Source organism: Candidatus Nitrosotalea sp. FS (assembly GCF_011319475.1).
Taxonomy (GTDB): domain Archaea; phylum Thermoproteota; class Nitrososphaeria; order Nitrososphaerales; family Nitrosopumilaceae; genus Nitrosotalea.
The window spans coordinates 7,190-23,128 of record NZ_RCMC01000028.1; the positions used below are offsets into that span (position 1 = coordinate 7,190).

Sequence of the window (15,939 nt, forward strand, 5' to 3'; positions counted from 1 at the left end):
AGTGGAAGTGTCATCGCAGCAGCAGTAGCTGGAATCATAATCATGAAAAAGACAAGAACACAGAAGATCATTACTCCTACTGAAATTCCGAAAAACGACGGTTACGTCCCTCCGGAAAAAGAGACAATTTACAGACTCAAACCAGATCTACGCCAAGATGACAAGGAGATTATTGCATTTATCTCTGAAAAAGGAGGCCAAGTATACGAAAGTGAATTGCGCAAGAAATTCTTGATGCCACGAACAACAATGTGGCGCGCCGTCAAACGACTTGAAAGAGAAGATGTTGTTGAAATAGAAAAGGTTGATCAGCAAAACCTCATTAGACTAAAGAAAATGGAGGATCAGAAATGAAGAGTTTGACAATTCTTGTTGCAGCACTAGTAGTAACACTAGTACTGAATGGCCCAATCCAGTCCTTTGCAGATCCTCAGCTGGATACATTAGTGAATATTGCCACACAGGCAAGAAGCAATCTAAACATCAGCATATCCCAAATTCCAAATGCCTCTAGCGAAATCATTTCATTATACCAACAAGGATCTGATGAGACAGATGCTCTTACTGCAGCAGCTAGTGAGCAAAATGTAACATCTGCCAAGCAACACTTTCTTGCAGCAATGAATTTCTTCAAGACCACAAATGATAAGATAAATTCTCTTAATGCAACAGAAACAAATGATGAACAGCGTATAGATGTAACGCAGTTACAAAGTGAGATTACTCGACTAGAAAAAATCGCCGAGACACTTCAAACCATAGCAATAACTAATCATGTCGNGGTTATAACATTAGTCCTGAACGGTCCAATTCAGTCCTTTGCAGATCCTCAGCTGGATACATTAGTGAATATTGCCACACAGGCAAGAAGCAATCTAAACATCAGCATATCCCAAATTCCAAATGCCCCAGGCGAAATCATTTCATTATACCAACAAGGATCTGATGAGACAGATGCTCTTACTGCAGCAGCTAATGCACAAGATGTAGCATCTGCCAAACAGCACTTCCTTGCAGCAATGAACTTCTTCAAGACCACAAATGATAAGATAAATTCTCTTAATGCAACAGAAACAAATGATGAACAGCGTATAGATATAATGCAGTTACAAAGCGAGATTACTCGACTAGAAAAAATTGCCGAGACACTTCAAACTATAGCAATAACTAACCATGTCGATTTTAATTTTACACAGTTTAACACATCGCTCATGGTTGCAAAACAAGATCTTGATGCAGGTAAGATTAATGAAGCATCTCAGTCACTTGATACCGCAAACCAATTGATCACTGATGCTCATCATTCTATTTCGGAAGCAGCACAACAGAGAACCACTGATAGAGCCAAAGATTTCGCAGAGAATCAAATTGAAAGATTTGATAAAATAAGTGATCTAAACGCAACTCAAAATGTTACTACATTGAGCTTAAATGTTACAAAATCTACAACCAAATCTAATCAAACATCTGTAGAAAATCCTGGGGAAATGGTTGCAAAATTGCGAAAACTTGTAGCAGAGGGTAACGTTGATGAGGCTTTGAAAGTAATCAAATCACTGGATGCATATCAAAAAGAGACAGAAAAAAATAATGATGATAATCAGGTAGAGTCGCAGTCACAAACTAGTGATAATACTCAAAATAATACTGAGACAAATCCTGTTCCATCTACAAATCAATCAAATGTAACAACAACTGGTAGCATCAAAACAGATTCCTCAAATAACGAAAATTCTACCCAGTCACACAACGACAAAAAAATAGAACGAGCAAATTCATTCCATGATAAAAATTCAAATTTTTCATCTACAGCTCTATCAAACGTAACAGCAACAAATCTTCCAATTATAAATAAATCAAATTCTACTCAATCACATAAAGATAGAAAAACAGACCATGAAAATTCATTCCATGATAATAATCCTAACCTTTCGGCTACAAATCCATTAAACGTAACTGCTACAAATCCCCCGATTACAAACCCGTCAAATGTCACAACAACTAGTCAAATCAATACAGATTCCTCACATAACGAGAATTCTATTCAATCACATAAAGACAAAAAAATAGACCAACCAAGTTCCGTCCATAACGATAATCTCAATCAACAGCAAGATAACGGCAGCAAAACAGGGTCTTCGGTAATACCGCAAGGAAATTCTGACTCAGAACAACAAAACAAGCAGCATGGTAAAGGCCATGAAAAAATTCATGTAAAACAAAATAAAGGAAAACAAAATCAAGATTAATTCTTAATCCAAATACGACAATAGTCTAGTCACAGATCTTTGGCCATTTTATCCGCACGCCTAGACCAAAAATAAGAGCCAGTTGCTAATCCATGGCAATGGGTTGAATTACATAAAATTCATATAGATTTTTACTAGACCGAAGAGGAGATGGCTTCAAAACAAATTTCCATAGGCGTGGGGATACCGATGATAATAGCTGGTATCATACTTGGTTTCATCTTGGCACCAACACAAGCAGATCTCAAAGATACTATAGAATTTGTAGGAAGTCTTATTGGAATTCTAGGCGTACTGATATTCATAGCAGGATTTCTTTCAAGAAAGGTAAACACGATTACGCCTTAAATCGCCATAGTTCCTGTTACAAGAAGATACTCAATAGAACCAAAGAAGGTTTGATCATCAATTCCTCCTGATGACCATAACTGCACATTCTTCTTTACCCATTCAGGAACTTTTACCAAACTTTCTGATGAAGTTGGTATGTGATCAATTTGTCCAGATGACCATAACTGCATGTATTTGTGTAGCTGATCAACTGCTGCTGTAGAATTATCTTGCGTGGAAGAAAGATCTGATGTTGGAGGAATCTGAATTAGTCCTTGTTTTATGACATATTTTACAGCCAAGGCAAAATCTGATTTGTCCAATATTCCTTCTGACCACCACACTGAATTTTTCATTATCCAGCTTGGTAGACCTGGTACAGTGCTAGTAAATTTCTGGACTGTCCCCTGATTCTTATCAACCACGTAAATATTGTTTAAAGCATCTATTGCAAGTCCTGCTGGAGCATCAACCGCATCGTCCCCATCAACGGAGGATCCCCAACCAAGGATGAAGTTTCCATTAGAATCGAATTTCTGTATTCTGTGAGCTCCAGGGTCTGCTACGTAGACGTAATCTTTAGCATCTACTACAATGGCAGCTGGCTGGTTAAACCTGCCATCCTCTGTTCCGTTAGAGCCGTAAAAATTCATGAAATTTCCTATGCTGGAATATTCCAGAATCTTATTGTTGGTTGAGATTACGTAAAAGTTATTCTTGGAATCAAATGTTATGGCCTTGAAACCATCCCCACCTATTTTTTGTCCGTCTGCCAATACTAGACTGATCTGATCTTTATAGCTTCCAAGACGATCAAATATCTGAATTATGTTTCGCCCAGAGTCTGCAACATAGAGATTTCCATACATGTCAGAACTCATCGAAACTGGAGTATGGAACATCCCAGGTTGGTCCCCATATGTTCCCCAGGCATAAATGAAATTCCCATTTTTATCAAACATCTGAATTCTGGAATTTCCAGTATCCGTTACGTAAAGATATTTCTCGTTAACGAAAATTCCCAAAGGATGTATGAATTGGCTCTTTGATGAGCCAAAACTTCCTATCGCGAAGAGTAGTTTTCCTTTAGAATCAAATTTCTTTATTTGAGAATTTCCCGAGTCTGCAATGTAGATATTGTTGTCTGAATCCATGGCAATTCCTGTTGGTGAACTAAGTTCAGAAATAATATCGGAAGGATAACTTGGCACTGAAAATTGCTCTGAATTCAACAGCTCACTGTCATCCATTGTTTCCCCAGTAACATAAAATGTTGAAGAACGTGTTATTCCTCCATACTTTACATAGAATTGCCATTTTCCTACCTGATCATCCTTGGATATCTTATGGGGTACGATTACATCATTTAGAGAAACTGGAATTGAGATCATTTCATGGCTTACTCCTTGCGGATCGGTTGTCCACGAATCTATCGAACTTGCNTCTTGGATATCTTATGAGGTATAATCACATCATTTAGAGAGACTGGAATTGAGATCATTCCATGGACTATTCCCCGCGGATCGGTTGTCCATGAATCTATTGAATCTGAAATAATATCTGATGTGTATACCCTGGCTTCCACAATCTCACCCATTCTATAATTCCATTTGTTGAGGTACATGTCTAGAGCAATTTTTGGCAATGCATTACCGTTGGCAATGACCTTGAATGTACCACTGCTCGTTACTCCAGCATACTTGACATCAAATTTGTAAGTTCCAATCTTCTTGGTGATATCCTTTAACGATAATTTGCTATCTATGGAATTTACAGGAAATTGTATGTTGGNTCGAACTTGCAATGATATCTGATGTGTATACTCTGGCCTCCACAATCTCGCCTTTTCTATAATTCCACTTGTTGAGGTACATGTCTAGACCAATTTTTGGCAACGCATTACCGTTGGCAATGACTTTGAATGTACCACTGCTCGTTACTCCTGCATACTGAACATTAAACTTGTAAGTTCCAATCTTCTTGGTGATGTCTTTTAATGACAATTTGCTATCTATGGAATTTACAGGAAATTGTATGTTGGTTGTATTGCCAGTTGGATCCGTTATTGTAATGGTTCCCATGGATTCCTTGACACTTGTGACAAGAAGATCCAGTATTACATCATCGCCAGGATAGTATGATGCTGACGTGGATTCTATTGTCAGCTCCATCAGTTTTCGGATATCACCCACAAGAAATGGTACATTGACAGTTGAATTGAAATATTGAACTTTTAGGTTGTACAATCCTGGCGGATTGTATTTAGCTATCTGAACCATCGGAAAATTATATTCTATGTTTGGCTGTGTTGCTTTAATTTCAATCTCTTTGACAAAGACTGTCTTCCCATCCCTGTCATAAAAATTCACATAAAAAGTTGGTGCGAATTTTCCTTCAGGCACATAATAAGATGTTGTAATGTTTATCTTCATTGTGTCCGGTTCGTGGTATTGTGACTTGTCTGTGAATACGGCCAAGTTAAGGGAATTGACTTTAAAATTAACTGTCTGGTTGGAATCTCCGTATGCATAATTAACCGACCATGCACCGAATTCATTATCATACGCGTCCCGAACAATCTGTTGTACCACTGCTCCTGACTTTATTCCAGTATCAAGTGATCCAGATATTACTGAATTGTCAGGCCTGTGGGCTGTCCATTTTATTGGACCTCCATTGTATCCATGAACCAAGAGGTTGACCTTGATCCAGTCATTTGGGCCAAATTCTTGTTCCTGTGGTGTTGCGTCTATACTTGCTGCACTTGCATTGTGACAAGTAACAAACGCCAAGATTGCAATTGGCAATAAGTAAATTAGTTTTTTCACTACCAACTATCAATCCTTAGTGAATTAATTACTTTGGCAAAAAATCATTCATAAGAAGATCCAATTAAATAAATAATGAACAAGTACAGATTGAATACTTGAACGTAAGACTTTATGAGATATTTACATCAGTCGAAGGAGAGGGAATTCTATATGGCACAAAGACTCTCTTTGTGAGATTGTCAGGCTGTCCTTTCAAGTGCTTCTATTGCGATACAAAGGAGGCACTTCCAATGAATTCTGGAAAAGAATATTCCATTTCTGAAGCAAAGGAAATAATCAAAAAGAATCTCCAGAAAAATACCTACAAAGTCAATTTCACTGGTGGAGATCCTCTTGCCCAGTCAAAAGCAGTTGCAGAATTGGCAAAGTTTGTTCAAAGCAAAAAGATTCCTACATATCTTGAATCATCTTGTTATGATTCATCAAAGTTTGCACAAGTTCTTCCCTACATCAATTTTATAAAAATTGAATTTAAAACTCCAGAATCCGGTTTTGTTGATTCAAAACATTATTCCAAGCTTTTAGAAAATGAACTCGATTGCCTGAGGCTTGCAAAAAAATCAAAGAAAACCACATACATCAAAGTGGTAATAAGTTCTAAAACCCAATTGAGCCAATTCAAGAAACTTCTCAAGCAAATATTCAAAATAGTATCCAAAGCAGATCTTGCAGGATTTATAATACAGCCAACATATGGTATATCAGAGCCTAGTTTGGAACAACTATTCAGCTTTTATGATTCAGTTTATGAGTATGATGCGCAAGTTAGAATAGTACCGCAGCTCCATAAATTCATAGGTGCACCATGATGAATAAAGAAAGAATAAAACGATTAATTCGAGAGATAATCGCGGAGATAGGGGAAGACCCAACAAGAGAAGGTCTAGTTGATACTCCAAACAGAATTGCAGACATGTATGAAGAGATATTCAAGGGATATGAAGGAGAATCTGAACTATCAGTAAAATTCTCTGAAGATTCTGACATTGTAATTGCAAAAGATATTCAATTTTATTCCATGTGTGAACATCACATGCTACCATTCTATGGAAAAGTCAGTATAGCATATGCACCAGACAGCAAGGTATTTGGAATCTCGAAATTGGTTCGTCTTGTTGAAAAATATTCTGCCAGACTGCAGATACAAGAACGAATTACAAAGAATATAGCTGATGAGCTATACTCTGAAGGAGTCANAGAATCACAAAGAATATAGCTGATGAGTTATACTCTGAAGGAGTCAAAGGCGTTGTAGTTATTGCAGAAGGCGAACATCTCTGTATGAAGATGCGAGGAGTACGAAATGATGCCATAGTCACAACAATAGCATCAAGAGGAGTTTATGATAAAAAAGAAGCAAGATCGGATGTTTTGAACTTGATATACAGCGGAAAATCTAAACCAAATATCGGCTAATCTAAAAAATTAAATAATAACAGCCAATGCAGGACTATATGGGCGCACACAATAAACATACATGTTCCAAAAGAATCTTGGCCCGCTTTCATGTGGTATGCAATAGAATTCTTTATTGTGTTGGGTGCTGGATTGGGAATTTCTCTTAATTCAATGGATTTCTTCAAGAAAATGGGTTTTAATGATTCTATGACCGACTGGGCTTTCTGGGGAATTATCGGTGTAGTGTTCTTAGCCTATTATGTAATCGTGAGACCGCTGATACTGAAAAAACCGATCTTATCTAAAATTTAGCTATATCTTGTCTCATCCGTAATCTTGGATTTGAGAAAGGCCAATTTTCTATTATTGCATGATTCACATTTTCCACAATGAATCTTGCCATTTCNATTTAACTATATTTTGTTTCATCCGCAATCTTGGATTTGAGAAAGGCAAGTTTCCTATTGTTGCATGATTCGCATTTTCCACAATGAATCTTGCCATTTCCATAACAACTCCAACTCTTGAAGATCTGCTCGCCCAATTCTTTGTATCCCTTCTTTAGAAGATCGGTTTTCGAAAGATTGTCCATAAATGGGCTCCATATCTTTATCTTCTTTCTGAGGCCCAAGGTTATGCCATCAATCTCCCCCTCGTTCAAAGCCTTTGCAAGTAATCTTGCAAATGACGGTCTACAATCAGGATATTTCGTATCCCCAGTATGCGCACCGTATATGACAACATCAGCCTGCTTTGAAAATGCCCAAGCAGAGGCAATACTGAGANGGGATATCTTGTATCCCCAGTATGCGCACCATAGATGACAACATCCGCCTGCTTTGAAAATGCCCAAGCAGAGGCAATGCTGAGANTGTCTCCAGTATGCGCACCATAGATGACAATGTTAGCCTGCTTTGAAAATGCCCAAGCAGAAGCAATGCTGAGAAAAATAGCGTTTCTGATTGGCGCAACTATGGAATAATCAAATTTTGAAGGAATTGTTATTTTGGAATTGGTTAGGGCATTGGTGTTTTCGTATAGATCTTTCATAAATTTTATGTCTACTATCTTATGTTCTCTAAATTTTAATAATTTTGAAAACTGTTGTGCAACTTTTACTTCTTTACTTGCCTTTTGACCGTAAGAAAAAGTTATTCCATAAAGATCATATTTTTTTCTAAGATATGCAGCAGTACACACTGAATCCAAACCTCCACTGAATATTATGATGGCTCTCAATTTGAAAGCAGTTCCATCAGACCAAATAAAATGCTTGACTAGGCAATGGAGAGCAACATGGCTCCAGACAAAATCATGACAGATCCTGTTATGACTTTGAGTATGTTGCGCCTGTTTGATATCTCCTTAAAGTACAAGACTCCCCAGGATACAGCAAAAAGAGTAGCTGTTTGAGAAATGGGATATGCTACAGTAATTCCTATTGACGCTATTGCCATCAAGACAAACAGACTGCCTGCATTGAATAAACTTCCTGAGATTACTCCTGCGACGATCTCTCTCTTGATCCACCTTCGTGATAAAAATAACAATGGTATTCCTATTGCAAAGATCGACAGGCTGGATGAAAAGAATCCAGATTGAAGCGTATGTGTTGCTTGCATTGGTATGACATACGAACCACCTATGATGCCGGATGCAGCAGCTACAAGGTATCCCTTTCGTTGAACCGTGGAGGTCTTTGAAGCACTTGTAACAAATGGCAAACCAGCCAACAGTAATCCGATTGCCCCTATTGCTAGTATCATATAGCTAAATTTTTCTTCAAAGTAAAAGATTCCCCAGAGAAACGAGACCAGAATACTAAAGCCTGCAAGTAATGGAGAAGTTCTCGAAAGTCCTATCAGTCTTACAGAATAAAGTGCAAGAATGTTTCCTGTAGTCCATATCGCACCACTGAGAAGACCGCTTGGTAAAATTTCAAATCCCCNTCCTACGATACCGGATGCAGCAGCAATGAGGTATCCCTTTCGTTGAACCGTTGAAGTCTTTGAAGCACTTGTAACAAATGGCAAACCAGCTAACAGTAACCCAATTGCCCCAATTGCTAGTATCATATAGCTAAATTTTTCTCCAAAGTAGAAGATTCCCCAGAGAAACGAGACCAAAATGCTAAAGCCTGCAAGAAGCGGAGAGGTTCTTGAAAGTCCTATCAGCCTGACTGAATAAAGTGCAAGAATGTTTCCTGCAGTCCATATTGCTCCGCTGAGAAGACCGCTTGGTAAAATTTCAAATCCCCAGAAAAAACTAATTGGTATTGCAAAAAGAATAACTCCTATTCCAGTAGATCCTTGTAGCTGCCAAATGTTTGCAACGGTAACCTTCCTGACTGGAACAAAGAAAGTGCCCCAACAGACAGCTGAGCCTATGGATGACATCAACCCAAATGGATTCAAGTATAGTTTCACTGCGAGAGTCTCAATATAACTCGGTTTCTATCAAAATGTGGTTTCTAAAGTTTAATTTCTGCCAAAATATTTTTCTTATATGGGATATCTGAAAGTTGAACGAGAAGAGGAAATTGTTCAAATCACAATAAACAGACAAGACAAGCTAAATGCAATGAATCTGGATGTCATGAATGAATTTATTACTCTGCTTGATGGCTTGGAAAAAGATTCTTCAAAAGTCATTATTATCACTGGTGATGGCCCAAAAGCTTTCTCGGCTGGTGCAGACATTGAATACATGAGCAGCATTGGGCCAACCGAGGCAGAAAAATATGCATTGCGTGGACACGAAGTTTTAAACAAAATTGAAAAATTAGAAAAACCTGTAATCGCCGCAGTGAATGGGTATGCCTTGGGTGGAGGGTGTGAGCTTGCACTTGCCTGTGACATCAGNACGTGGACACGAAGTTTTGAACAAAATTGAAAAATTGGAAAAACCTGTGATTGCAGCAGTAAATGGATATGCCTTGGGTGGAGGATGTGAGCTTGCACTTGCATGTGACATCAGATTTGCATCACCTAACGCGCAACTTGGTCAACCTGAGGTCACATTAGGAATTTGTCCAGGATGGGGAGGAACACAAAGACTATTGAGGATTATAGGTCCGTCCAGAGCTAAAGATCTCATATTTTCTGGCAGAAAAATTACTGCAGAAGAAGCATTCTCGATGGGCTTGATAAATAAAGTAATTCCTTCCGAAAATTTACTCTCTGAAACTAGGGCATATGCAAAAACAATAGCTAAAAACAGTAACTTTGCAATTGGAATTTCTAAGATGCTTGTGAACAGGGGAACTGATGCTAATCTTGATACTGGATTGAAACTTGAAATCTATTCATGGGCTGTATGCTTTTCAACCAAAGACAGGGAAGAAAGAATGCGTAAATTTGTTGAAAAGAAATAACACTATACAACAAAGGCGCCTTTGCTTGGCTTGCAAATTACTGTGACACATTTTGTATCAGCTGAAGCAAATCCTTTCTCCATTGCTTTACAGATCTTCTTGTGATCTGCAGATTTTGATGTAAATGAAATTACGGAAGGACCGGCACCGCTTATTGTCACACCTAATGCACCTGCCTGCAGTGCATTTGTCTTGACCTTGTCAAATCCTGGAATCAAATGTTTTCTTGCGGGCTCTACAATTATGTCCTTTATGGAATGGCCTATCAATTCTACATCTTTCTTGATGAATCCTGCAGTTATTGCAGATGCATTGGAGAGATTTTTTACATAATCAGATAACTTCACTTGTTGGGGAAGCACTCCTCTTGACACCTCTGTCTTTTTCTTGGGAACGCTAANTTTTACATAATCAGATAATTTCACTTGTTGAGGAAGTACTCCTCTAGATACCTCTGTCTTTTTCTTGGGAACACTAATTTTTGGTATGGCCACGCACAAAACCAAATCCTTTGGCGGTTCAATTTTTATCACATCAAATGGATCTGTTCTCACTATTACAAATCCGCCTAAAACCGATGCACTAACATTATCATAATGAATCGATCCTGCACTAGCTTTCTCTCCAATTCCTGCAAATTTTACAAGCATATTGTGGTCAAGGTTGAGGTCGAACAACGCATTAAATGCAACTGCCGCAGCTGCAGCAGATGCTGCGCTACTGCCCATCCCATATCCTGCTGGAACCCCTTTCTTGATTTTAATTAAAAGTCCGTCCTTTATCTTGANGCATTAAATGCAACTGCAGCAGCTGCAGCAGATGATGCACTACTACCCATTCCAAATCCTGCTGGAACTCCTTTCNACATTAAATGCAACCGCCGCAGCTGCAGCAGATGCTGCGCTACTACCCATTCCAAATCCTGCTGGAACTCCTTTCTTGATTTTAATTAAAAGTCCCTCTTTTATCTTGAATTTTTTTGACATTTCCTTGACTACTAGACCTGCTGAATTTTTTTCTAGTTCAAGAGGAACAGAATCTGAACTCTCGATAATTATTTTATTTCCTTGTTTTGTTATCTGAATTTCGTCATAATACGCATCAAGAGCTAATCCAAATACATCAAAACCCGGACCCAAATTAGCTGTAGAGCTAGGAGCCCTTGCAACTACACTCTTCATTAATCTTCTACCTCTTCACCTAAATTTAGTACGCGACTTAGTGCAGCTTGAAGATTAGCCATCCCATCTCCAGTCGCATTAGAAATTGGAATTGTCCCTNGCTCTTCACTAATCTTCCACCTCTTCACCCAAATTGAGTACGCGACTCAGCGCAGCTTGAAGATTGGCCATTCCCTCTCCAGTAGCATTAGAAATCGGGATTGTCCCCTGAGCAAATCCTCCCATATTCAAGCTCCTTAGAATATTGATTGCAAGAGTATAATTTTCACCATCAGAATGTTTTGCAAGAGCATCTTCCAGACTTGCCATGTTTGTTGACCATTTTAGTATGTCTTTAATCTTATCTTCAATAAGATCTGTTTTTGTTAGAACATTTATCTGCGATATGCCAAGTCTTAATTTTACTGAAGTAGCAAGCAATGCAATTGAAACAAAATTGCTGGGAGATGTCATGAGTGATCCGTCGTGCAGAAATATTGATGCCTTTTCTTCAACATTCAAGTTTTGTATGAGAAATGGTCCGCTTGCCCTGTAAGCAAATAATTCTATCTGACCCGGAGTATCAACTATGAGATAATCTGGATTTACATTGTCTATCTCGCTTTGCAGATCATCTATTTTTGATGCCAAAAGATCACTTGCCATGATCATGGATCCGTTGGGACCGAGATCATATTGCTTCATGATCTGTACTATGTCGATATAGTCCCTAACGTCAATATCACACGTATATGGCAAGTTTTCTACACCTGGATCTAGATTCAGCATTCCAACAAAAGCTCCATTTCTAGAATAATAATCGAGAATTTTGGAAGCTAACAAAGACTTGCCAGATCCTGCAGTTCCAACCAAGAAAATCGCCTTCATTTTTCTGATAATTTATTTTATGTTGAGCTTATATTTCCATCCATGAGTAAGGCAGGCAATGAATTGGAAACTTCTTGCTATTCCTGTTAGTATAATTCCGTTTCTCATCATAGCAGTCACATTTAACGTGAGTTTTGAGAATATTCTTGCAATAGGAGTCCTGCCTTTCATGGGTGCTTCAATAGCTATGGCTGGCAAATTATTTACTCAGGGACTAAAATTCAATTATCTTGTAAAGAAATTCTTGGGTCCTGTGGATGTAAATTGGAGGACAATTTCTGTAAGAGTAGGCAGTGAATTTGTAACATCTACTACTCCATCTTTTGTTGGAGGCGAATTGGTCAGAATAATGTGGTTGGGCAAAAAGGGCGTTCCAATNCACTCCATCTTTTGTTGGTGGTGAACTAGTCAGAATAATGTGGTTAAGCAAAAAGGGCGTTCCAATTGGAAAAGCATCTTGGGTAACAATAATAGAGATTGTAACCGAAGTACTGGTTTCCGGAATATTTGCAATTGCAGCTGCAGTAGTTTCATTTGCATATGGTGCTTATGCTATAGGAATAACAATACTTGCAATCAGCATTCCTATAACAGGACTGTGGTCTACACTGTTCTTCATGTCATCAAAAAGAACGTTTCAGATACCAGGCTGGGCTTCCAGAATTGCTACAAGAGTAGGAAAAGAGCGTTCACTAAAGTACATTGACAAAACAAATCTCTGGATGAAAGAAATTTGTGACATGAGTAGGGAGACTCTGCACACCAAGGAAATCAAAAAAGCATTTACAGTTTCAATAATAATTTCTGTATTCACGTGGTCACTTTACGGCCTTTCTTTTATGATAATTGCAAATGGAGCAGGTTATGTGATAGACTTTTTCCATTCTCTTATGGCAACAATGGCATCTATCGCAGTTGGTAACCTGCCAATCACTATTGGTGGTTCCGGTCTGACTGAATTTTCGATCTGGGCATATCTGGGTCATTTGANTCTGCCAATCACTATTGGCGGTTCTGGCCTGACTGAATTTTCGATCTGGGCATATCTGGGTCATTTGAACAGCTTGACATTTGAGGCTGCCAAGAACAGTCTTCAATGGAATATTGTAATAGGATGGAGAATAGCTACTTATCATGTAGGCCTTGTGATAAGCTGGCTCTTTCTCATGAAGGTGGTCTATCCAAGCATAAAGAAAGCCAAGACTGTATAGAAAGCACTTTATTTTCAGACCATTGATTTTTAATTATTGGATTATTCTGGCAAAGTGGTTGTTATTACAGGTGCATCAAGTGGAATAGGTGAACAGGCAGCTGAAGAATTTGCAAAACTGCATGCTGATGTTGTGCTTGTGTCCAGAAACGAGAAAAAATTACAGGAAATAGCTACCAAGTTATCAAAATATAAGATTGAAGCTTTTGCTTATGCATGTGATGTGTCCAACAAAGATCATGTGGATACAATGGGAAAAACCATAATCGAAAAATTTGCTAAAATTGATGTGCTTGTAAACAACGCTGGTTTTGGTATATACAATACTGTGGNTACAGGAAATAGCCACCAAGTTATCAAAATACAAGATTGAAGCTTTTGCTTATGCATGCGATGTATCCAACAAAGATCATGTAGATAAAATGGGAAAAACTATCATCGAAAAATTCGGCAAAGTTGATGTGCTTGTGAACAACGCTGGTTTTGGTATATACAATACTGTGGAAAAAACAAAAGTTGATGAAATGGAATCTCAAATGGCCACAAATTTTCTTGGAATGTTATACTGTACAAAGACATTTTTGCAAACAATGTTGAAGCAAAGATCTGGACATATTGTTAACGTAGCATCTGTTGCAGCAAGCTTTGGAATTCCTGGAATGGCAACTTATTGTGCATCAAAGTTTGCCATGTTGGGTTTCTCCGAGTCATTATTTCATGAACTGAAGGGAACTGGGGTGGGAGTAACTGTGGTGAGCCCAATAATGGTGAGAACCAATTTCTTTAACCATGNAAACAATGTTAAAGCAAAGATCTGGGCATATTGTTAACGTAGCATCTGTTGCCGCCAGCTTTGGAATTCCTGGAATGGCATCTTATTGTGCATCAAAGTTTGCCATGCTGGGATTCTCAGAATCATTATTTCATGAACTGAAAGGAACTGGGGTGGGAGTAACTGTGGTGAGCCCAATAATGGTGAGAACCAATTTCTTTAACCATGGATCATTTGGTAAAATGCCGAGATATTCAGCCACATCGCTTGATCCAAAGACTGTAGCAAATGCAGTAGTAAGAGCAGCGTCATCGCCTAGGCTTGAGATTGTAGTTCCGCAATTTGTAAGGATTGCAATATGGTTCAAGCAAACTTTTCCATATCTGATAAATCCAATAGTGGGCGGAATCTTTAGAAAATCAGCTAAACTCTAATCTTGAACAGTCTATTCTTCCTCAGACTCTTCCTCTCCTGAAGAGTCATCAGAATCCACGTCCATTAGTTCGAGTTTTGTAAGTTCAAACTGGTNACTGTTGCAAATGCAGTAGTAAGAGCCGCGTCATCGCCTAGGCTTGAGATTGTAGTTCCGCAATTTGTAAGGATTGCAATATGGTTCAAGCAAACTTTTCCATATCTGATAAATCCAATAGTGGGCGGAATCTTTAGAAAATCAGCTAAACTCTAATCTTGAACAGTCTATTCTTCCTCAGACTCTTCTTCTCCTGAAGAGTCCGAGTCCACGTCCATTAGTTCGAGTTTTGTAAGTTCAAACTGGTAAATGGCATCCATGTCAATCTCCATTTCCTTTTTCAGAAACTCAATAACCTTCTTACTCAGCGGTGCCTTTGACGAATTTATTGTAAACTCATAAACTACTCCTTTCATGAGGTCTGCAGGCTTGACCTTCTTTGGTAAATCCATTCCTTCAATTATCTTTCTTCCATCCTCAACAGCTTCGTAAAGTTGGGCATCAANATCAATCTCCATTTCCTTTTTCAGAAACTCGATAACTTTCTTACTCAATGGTGCCTTTGACGAATTTATTGTAAACTCATAAACGACTCCTTTCATGAGGTCTGCAGCCTTGGCCTTCTTTGGCAGATCCATTCCTTCGATTATTTTTCTTCCATCCTCAACAGCTTCGTAAAGTTGGGCATCAANTTCGATTATCTTTCTTCCGTCTTCAACAGCCTCATAAAGTTGTGCATCAATCTTCATGTCTTTTTCATAAACCTCAAGTATGTAACCGGTTCTTGTAACAGATTCTGGCTTGCCAAACTTGGCATCCTTTATTTCATCTTGTACCCATTTTGGAATTTCTTTTTCTTTTCCCATTACAAATCACTGTAGCTAGCCCTGTTTGTCTTTTTTGCTTGTTGTCCACCAATCGCGATATTCATCATGTTTATCTTCGCGTGTTTTTTCTCGTTTGTTCAGTCTGTATCTTATATCGCTTACCTGTTCCCTGGTTGCAAATAAACCGCATTTTTTGCAGATGAAGTGTTTTGTGTTAGCATCAAATTTCATTTCTACTACTATTTCTTTGGCTGCACATTCGGGACATTCAGTCAACGACGGCGATCATCAAAGTTATCCATAAAAGCTTTTGGTCATTCTGGTACGCGGTCTATATCTTCATCCCTGAAAGGTCAGTTCGCCCATCTAAAATGCCGCGTACCAGAGCATTTGTGTATGAATTAAAAAATTATAATTCTTTCTAGTTTTCCA

Annotated in this window: 15 protein-coding genes and 8 pseudogenes; 12 read left to right on the forward strand and 11 right to left on the reverse strand. The window is 38.4% G+C overall.

The features are described 5' to 3' along the window. A partial coding sequence (locus tag DYY66_RS01335; protein WP_394352533.1) for a helix-turn-helix transcriptional regulator occupies window positions 1-354 on the forward strand: 354 nt, incomplete at its 5' end. A 2,045-nt stretch (window positions 355-2,399) separates the two neighbouring features. Next, window positions 2,400-2,597 (forward strand): hypothetical protein, encoded by a 198-nt coding sequence (locus DYY66_RS01345; protein ID WP_166285547.1) that lies wholly within the window; start codon window positions 2,400-2,402, stop codon window positions 2,595-2,597. Here DYY66_RS01345 and DYY66_RS01350 read toward each other — a convergent pair. Beyond that, window positions 2,594-4,021, reverse strand: a pseudogene (locus DYY66_RS01350) (hypothetical protein); the annotation flags it as partial. The gene DYY66_RS01345 and the pseudogene DYY66_RS01350 sit on opposite strands and share 4 nt — an antisense overlap. A 1,484-nt stretch (window positions 4,022-5,505) precedes the next feature. Here DYY66_RS01350 and DYY66_RS01365 point away from each other — a divergent pair. The 4 genes and pseudogenes from DYY66_RS01365 to DYY66_RS12860 all read left to right on the forward strand — a co-directional run bounded on the left by DYY66_RS01365 (window position 5,506) and on the right by DYY66_RS12860 (window position 7,120). Further along, window positions 5,506-6,219, forward strand: a complete 714-nt coding sequence (locus tag DYY66_RS01365) for a 7-carboxy-7-deazaguanine synthase QueE (RefSeq protein WP_166285555.1) — start codon at window positions 5,506-5,508, stop codon at window positions 6,217-6,219. Continuing rightward, a partial coding sequence (gene folE, locus DYY66_RS13695) for a GTP cyclohydrolase I (protein ID WP_255495965.1) occupies window positions 6,219-6,606 on the forward strand: 388 nt, incomplete at its 3' end. The genes DYY66_RS01365 and folE, both read left to right, overlap by 1 nt. Window position 6,607: 1 nt before the next feature. Next, a pseudogene (locus DYY66_RS13700) lies at window positions 6,608-6,826 on the forward strand (GTP cyclohydrolase I); the annotation flags it as partial. A gap of 90 nt (window positions 6,827-6,916) precedes the next feature. Further along, complete coding sequence (locus DYY66_RS12860) at window positions 6,917-7,120, forward strand: hypothetical protein (protein WP_218583561.1); 204 nt, start codon at window positions 6,917-6,919, stop codon at window positions 7,118-7,120. Between the two features lie 97 nt (window positions 7,121-7,217). Here the strand turns inward: DYY66_RS12860 and DYY66_RS01375 are convergent, their stop codons facing one another. The 4 genes and pseudogenes from DYY66_RS01375 to DYY66_RS15650 all read right to left on the reverse strand — a co-directional run. Next, entirely contained in the window at window positions 7,218-7,469 is a 252-nt protein-coding gene (locus DYY66_RS01375; RefSeq protein WP_394352535.1) for a 7-cyano-7-deazaguanine synthase, read from the reverse strand. A 211-nt stretch (window positions 7,470-7,680) separates the two neighbouring features. Further along, window positions 7,681-8,047, reverse strand: a pseudogene (locus DYY66_RS01380) (7-cyano-7-deazaguanine synthase); the annotation flags it as partial. A 38-nt stretch (window positions 8,048-8,085) separates the two neighbouring features. After that, window positions 8,086-8,574, reverse strand: coding sequence for a GRP family sugar transporter (locus tag DYY66_RS15645; RefSeq protein WP_394352536.1), 489 nt, complete (start codon window positions 8,572-8,574; stop codon window positions 8,086-8,088). A gap of 183 nt (window positions 8,575-8,757) precedes the next feature. Further along, a pseudogene (locus DYY66_RS15650) lies at window positions 8,758-9,204 on the reverse strand (GRP family sugar transporter); the annotation flags it as partial. Window positions 9,205-9,313: 109 nt separating this feature from the next. On the opposite strand from DYY66_RS15650, the gene DYY66_RS01390 reads away from it, so the two are divergent. After that, window positions 9,314-9,669, forward strand: a 356-nt coding sequence (locus tag DYY66_RS01390) for an enoyl-CoA hydratase/isomerase family protein (protein WP_166285571.1), incomplete at its 3' end; no start/stop codon positions are given. A 47-nt stretch (window positions 9,670-9,716) separates the two neighbouring features. Then, window positions 9,717-10,181, forward strand: a complete 465-nt coding sequence (locus DYY66_RS01395) for an enoyl-CoA hydratase/isomerase family protein (RefSeq protein ID WP_394352537.1) — start codon at window positions 9,717-9,719, stop codon at window positions 10,179-10,181. 2 nt (window positions 10,182-10,183) lie between these two features. Here DYY66_RS01395 and DYY66_RS13705 read toward each other — a convergent pair. The 5 genes and pseudogenes from DYY66_RS13705 to DYY66_RS01420 all read right to left on the reverse strand — a co-directional run. After that, window positions 10,184-10,581, reverse strand: a pseudogene (locus DYY66_RS13705) (homoserine kinase); the annotation flags it as partial. Between the two features lies 1 nt (window position 10,582). Continuing rightward, window positions 10,583-10,968: pseudogene (locus DYY66_RS13710) on the reverse strand (homoserine kinase); the annotation flags it as partial. A gap of 1 nt (window position 10,969) precedes the next feature. After that, a pseudogene (locus DYY66_RS15655) lies at window positions 10,970-11,019 on the reverse strand (hypothetical protein); the annotation flags it as partial. A gap of 26 nt (window positions 11,020-11,045) precedes the next feature. After that, window positions 11,046-11,362 (reverse strand): annotated as a pseudogene (locus tag DYY66_RS01410) (homoserine kinase); the annotation flags it as partial. 108 nt (window positions 11,363-11,470) lie between these two features. After that, window positions 11,471-12,229 carry an ATP/GTP-binding protein gene (locus DYY66_RS01420; protein ID WP_166285561.1) on the reverse strand — a complete coding sequence of 253 codons (759 nt, stop codon included), beginning with the start codon at window positions 12,227-12,229 and terminating at the stop codon, window positions 11,471-11,473. A 416-nt stretch (window positions 12,230-12,645) separates the two neighbouring features. On the opposite strand from DYY66_RS01420, the gene DYY66_RS13715 reads away from it, so the two are divergent. The 4 genes from DYY66_RS13715 to DYY66_RS01440 all read left to right on the forward strand — a co-directional run. After that, window positions 12,646-13,219 (forward strand): lysylphosphatidylglycerol synthase domain-containing protein (locus tag DYY66_RS13715; RefSeq protein ID WP_255495966.1); only part of this gene is annotated, 574 nt, incomplete at its 3' end. A 275-nt stretch (window positions 13,220-13,494) separates the two neighbouring features. Further along, on the forward strand, window positions 13,495-13,771 hold a 277-nt coding region (locus DYY66_RS15660; RefSeq protein WP_394352534.1), incomplete at its 3' end, for an SDR family NAD(P)-dependent oxidoreductase. Between the two features lie 36 nt (window positions 13,772-13,807). Then, window positions 13,808-14,231: SDR family NAD(P)-dependent oxidoreductase (locus tag DYY66_RS01435; protein WP_394352538.1), on the forward strand; the 424-nt coding region annotated here is incomplete at its 3' end. 6 nt (window positions 14,232-14,237) lie between these two features. Then, window positions 14,238-14,645 carry an SDR family oxidoreductase gene (locus DYY66_RS01440; RefSeq protein WP_255495968.1) on the forward strand — a complete coding sequence of 136 codons (408 nt, stop codon included), beginning with the start codon at window positions 14,238-14,240 and terminating at the stop codon, window positions 14,643-14,645. A gap of 916 nt (window positions 14,646-15,561) precedes the next feature. On the opposite strand, the gene DYY66_RS01450 is transcribed toward DYY66_RS01440, so the two are convergent. Continuing rightward, window positions 15,562-15,783 carry a hypothetical protein gene (locus DYY66_RS01450; protein WP_166285567.1) on the reverse strand — a complete coding sequence of 74 codons (222 nt, stop codon included), beginning with the start codon at window positions 15,781-15,783 and terminating at the stop codon, window positions 15,562-15,564. Window positions 15,784-15,939 lie beyond the last annotated feature (156 nt).

Excerpts from the sequence above, each read along its gene's own strand:
- DYY66_RS01345 (WP_166285547.1), top strand. The coding sequence starts at position 2,400 with ATGGCTTCAAAACAAATTTCCATAGGCGTGGGGATACCGATGATAATA.
- DYY66_RS12860 (WP_218583561.1), top strand. The coding sequence starts at position 6,917 with ATGTGGTATGCAATAGAATTCTTTATTGTGTTGGGTGCTGGATTGGGA.
- DYY66_RS15645 (WP_394352536.1), bottom strand. The coding sequence starts at position 8,574 with ATGATACTAGCAATAGGGGCAATCGGATTACTGTTGGCTGGTTTGCCA.
- DYY66_RS01420 (WP_166285561.1), bottom strand. The coding sequence starts at position 12,229 with ATGAAGGCGATTTTCTTGGTTGGAACTGCAGGATCTGGCAAGTCTTTG.
- DYY66_RS01440 (WP_255495968.1), top strand. The coding sequence starts at position 14,238 with ATGTTAAAGCAAAGATCTGGGCATATTGTTAACGTAGCATCTGTTGCC.